At 61.0% G+C, this 2,833-nt stretch carries 3 protein-coding genes; 1 reads left to right on the top strand and 2 read right to left on the bottom strand.

What is annotated here, in order from left to right; all coding sequences use genetic code 11:
- Positions 1-130 precede the first annotated feature (130 nt).
- Together PMI34_RS04485 and PMI34_RS04490 are read right to left on the bottom strand one after the other, a co-directional pair.
- Positions 131-763 carry a response regulator gene (locus PMI34_RS04485; RefSeq protein ID WP_008053132.1) on the bottom strand — a complete coding sequence of 211 codons (633 nt, stop codon included), beginning with the start codon at positions 761-763 and terminating at the stop codon, positions 131-133.
- Between the two features lie 8 nt (positions 764-771).
- Positions 772-2,142 (bottom strand): cache domain-containing protein, encoded by a 1,371-nt coding sequence (locus PMI34_RS04490; protein WP_008053131.1) that lies wholly within the window; start codon positions 2,140-2,142, stop codon positions 772-774.
- A gap of 365 nt (positions 2,143-2,507) precedes the next feature.
- On the opposite strand from PMI34_RS04490, the gene PMI34_RS04495 reads away from it, so the two are divergent.
- Positions 2,508-2,833, top strand: a 326-nt coding sequence (locus PMI34_RS04495) for a carbon starvation CstA family protein (protein ID WP_008053130.1), incomplete at its 3' end; no start/stop codon positions are given.

The raw sequence follows: 2,833 nt of genomic DNA, 5'->3' as shown, positions 1-2,833 counted from the left end.
CAGGCACCTCCTGACCGTATTTCATACCTGTAAACGATGTCTCCGGTTTAAAACGTAAAGGATGTCTCCGGTTTCTACCCGGGCAAGCCCGCTCCCACAGGTTTTTGTAGTGGCCACAGGGGGGCGGGGGTTAGCGGGAAATGAGGCCGTGATCGATGGCGTATTTGACCAGCGCCGCCGGTTTGTCGATGTTGAGCTTGCGCCGGATGCTCAAGCGATGTGTCTCCACCGTGCGCACGCTGATGTCCAGTTCCCGGGCCATTTCCTTGTTGTTCAAGCCTTGCGCCATCTTCGACAGCACCTGGCTTTCCCTCGGGGTCAGTTCGTTGTCGGTGTTCTTGTCGGCGATCAGTCGTTGGGCAATGTCGGCGCTGTAGAAGGTCCCGCCGCTGCTGATGGCTTCGATGGCGGCGATGATTTCCCGTGACGGGGCGTTTTTCAGCACGTAGCCGCTGGCGCCGGAGCGCACCGACTCACTGACGTATTCGTAATTGTCGTACATGCTCAGCACCAGCACCTTGAGCGAGGGGTACTGGCTGCGCAGTACACGGGTCAGTTCCAGGCCGTTCATGTCCGGCAGGCTGATGTCGACCAGCAGCAGGTCGGGCTGGCAGCGTCCGACCATTTCGATGGCGTCGGCGCCGTTTTCCGCTTCGCCGACCATTTCCAGGGGCGACATCACGGCCAGCAGCGCCTTGATGCCGTCGCGGACCAGGGAGTGATCGTCGACCAGGGCGACGCGGATCGGGGAGGGCAGGTTCATGCAAGGTTTCACTCTTGTAGTTTTGCACCAGGTTTCATCGGCAGCCGTACGTCCAGCTCACTTCTGCCCGGCATCGAGATCAGATCGAAGCGCCCGCCAAAATGTTCGACGCGTTCGCGGATGTTACGCAAGCCAATGCCGGCCTGACGACGTTCGACCTGGGCGACGTTGAAACCGATGCCGTCATCGATCAGCGTCAGCCGCACGGAGTCGTCGCAGCCGCGCAGTGTAATGGACACGTTCTTCGCCTGCGCGTGGCGTTCGATATTGGTCAGGCCTTCCTGGACGATGCGGAACAGCGACACAGCCGCGCCGTCGACCAGTTGGCAGTCGAATTCATTTTCGTCATAGGTCACGGTCAGCCCGCTGCGCTGCTCGAATTCCGCCGCCAACTGGCCGATGGCCGCCGGCAGGCCGAGGGTGTCGAGCAAGGATGAGCGCAGGTCATGGGAGAGGCTGCGGACTTCACCGATGGCATCGCCCAGGCGCTCGGTGGCGTCCTTCAAGGTGTTCAGGCCCTTGTCTTGGGCTTGTCCGCTTTCCAGCAGATGGCTGGCCAGTTCGAACTGGAACTTGATCGAGACCAACACCTGGCTGACGCCGTCGTGCAACTCGCGGGACACCCGGGATCGTTCCTCTTCCTGCAGGCTGACGATGCGCTGGGTCAGGCGCTGCAGTTTCTTGTCCGCCAGGCGATGCTCGCTGACGTTGAGGGTCATGCCGGTGGCGAAGACGAACAGCACCGCGACCAGGGCGACCACGGCAATCGCCATCATGGTCTTGCGGATGCCCATGGCCACTTCGGCACGGGCCTGCTGGGTGGCGCGTTCGACGTCTTCGAGGTAGATGCCGGTGCCGAGCATCCAGCCCCAGCGATCGAGCATCACCACGTAGGCGAGCTTGTCGGTCACCTGGCCGGAGGAGGGCTTGTTCCAGGCGTAGCGTTGAAAGCCTTCACCCGACTGCGCACTTTTGAGCAGCGCCTGGATCACCGGCAGGCCGTGGGGGTCTTTCATGTCCCACAGGTATTGGCCCACCAGTTCCGACTGGCGCGCATGCATCAGGCTGCGGCCTTCGTGATCGTAGACGAAGAAGTAGCCGTTGATGCCGAAGCTGAGCTTGCGCAGTTCTTCGAGTACTTGTTGCTGGGCGTGGGCATCGCCGTGGCCGTCGTCGTACAGCGGGGCGATCAGGCTCTGGGCCATTTCCACGTAGTTTTTCAACTCCGCGCGCTTGCTCGCCAGAATGCTGTCTTCGATCAGTTGCGCCTGCTGGTCGCCGAGTTGGCGGTTGAGGGATATCACCAGCGCGCAGATGACGGCAATGGCCAACACCAGCGGCAGAATCCCGAGGGCGACGATCTTGTGTTTGAGCTGCATGTTGACTCCTGCCCGCGCGAAGGCTCGGGATCATATGCCAAAGAGGCGTTCGGCCAGTAGCGTTGCTGGACGGAATGACCGGTGGCCGTGTCGCCACTTAGTTGAAATACAGAACCTGTGGGAGCGAGCTTGCTCGCGATGAGGGCGGCACATTCAGCAGTGATGTGGCAGACAGTCCGCCTTCGCGAGCAAGCCCGCTCCCACAGGGAGATCGTGGCGTCTACGTAGAACTACGTAGACGCCACGTACGTAGTAACGCGGATTTATTTGTGGACGGCATGCGCGGATATTGGGCCAGCTCCGCACCGCGGACACAATTATAAAAATTACCGCCGCAGTCACTGGCTGTCGGCAGGAGACACGCTATGCCCCGTCTGGCTAAACACCTCGCCTGGTTTGCCGTGGCTGTCCTGGGAGCGATTGCGCTGAGTGTCGTGGCCCTGCGCCGCGGCGAAGCGATCAACGCCCTGTGGATCGTAGTCGCAGCCGTCGCCATCTACCTTGTTGCCTACCGCTATTACAGCCTGTTCATCGCCAATAAAGTGATGCAGCTCGACCCCAATCGGGCCACTCCGGCTGTGCTCAATAACGATGGTCTGGACTATGTTCCGACCAACAAACACGTACTCTTCGGTCACCACTTCGCGGCCATTGCCGGTGCAGGTCCGCTGGTCGGTCCGGTATTGGCGGC

The sequence above is a fragment of the Pseudomonas sp. GM74 genome (assembly GCF_000282455.1).
Lineage (GTDB): Bacteria > Pseudomonadota > Gammaproteobacteria > Pseudomonadales > Pseudomonadaceae > Aquipseudomonas.
Note: the sequence above shows the minus strand (reverse complement) of the source record. Positions and strands in the feature narration are given on the sequence as shown.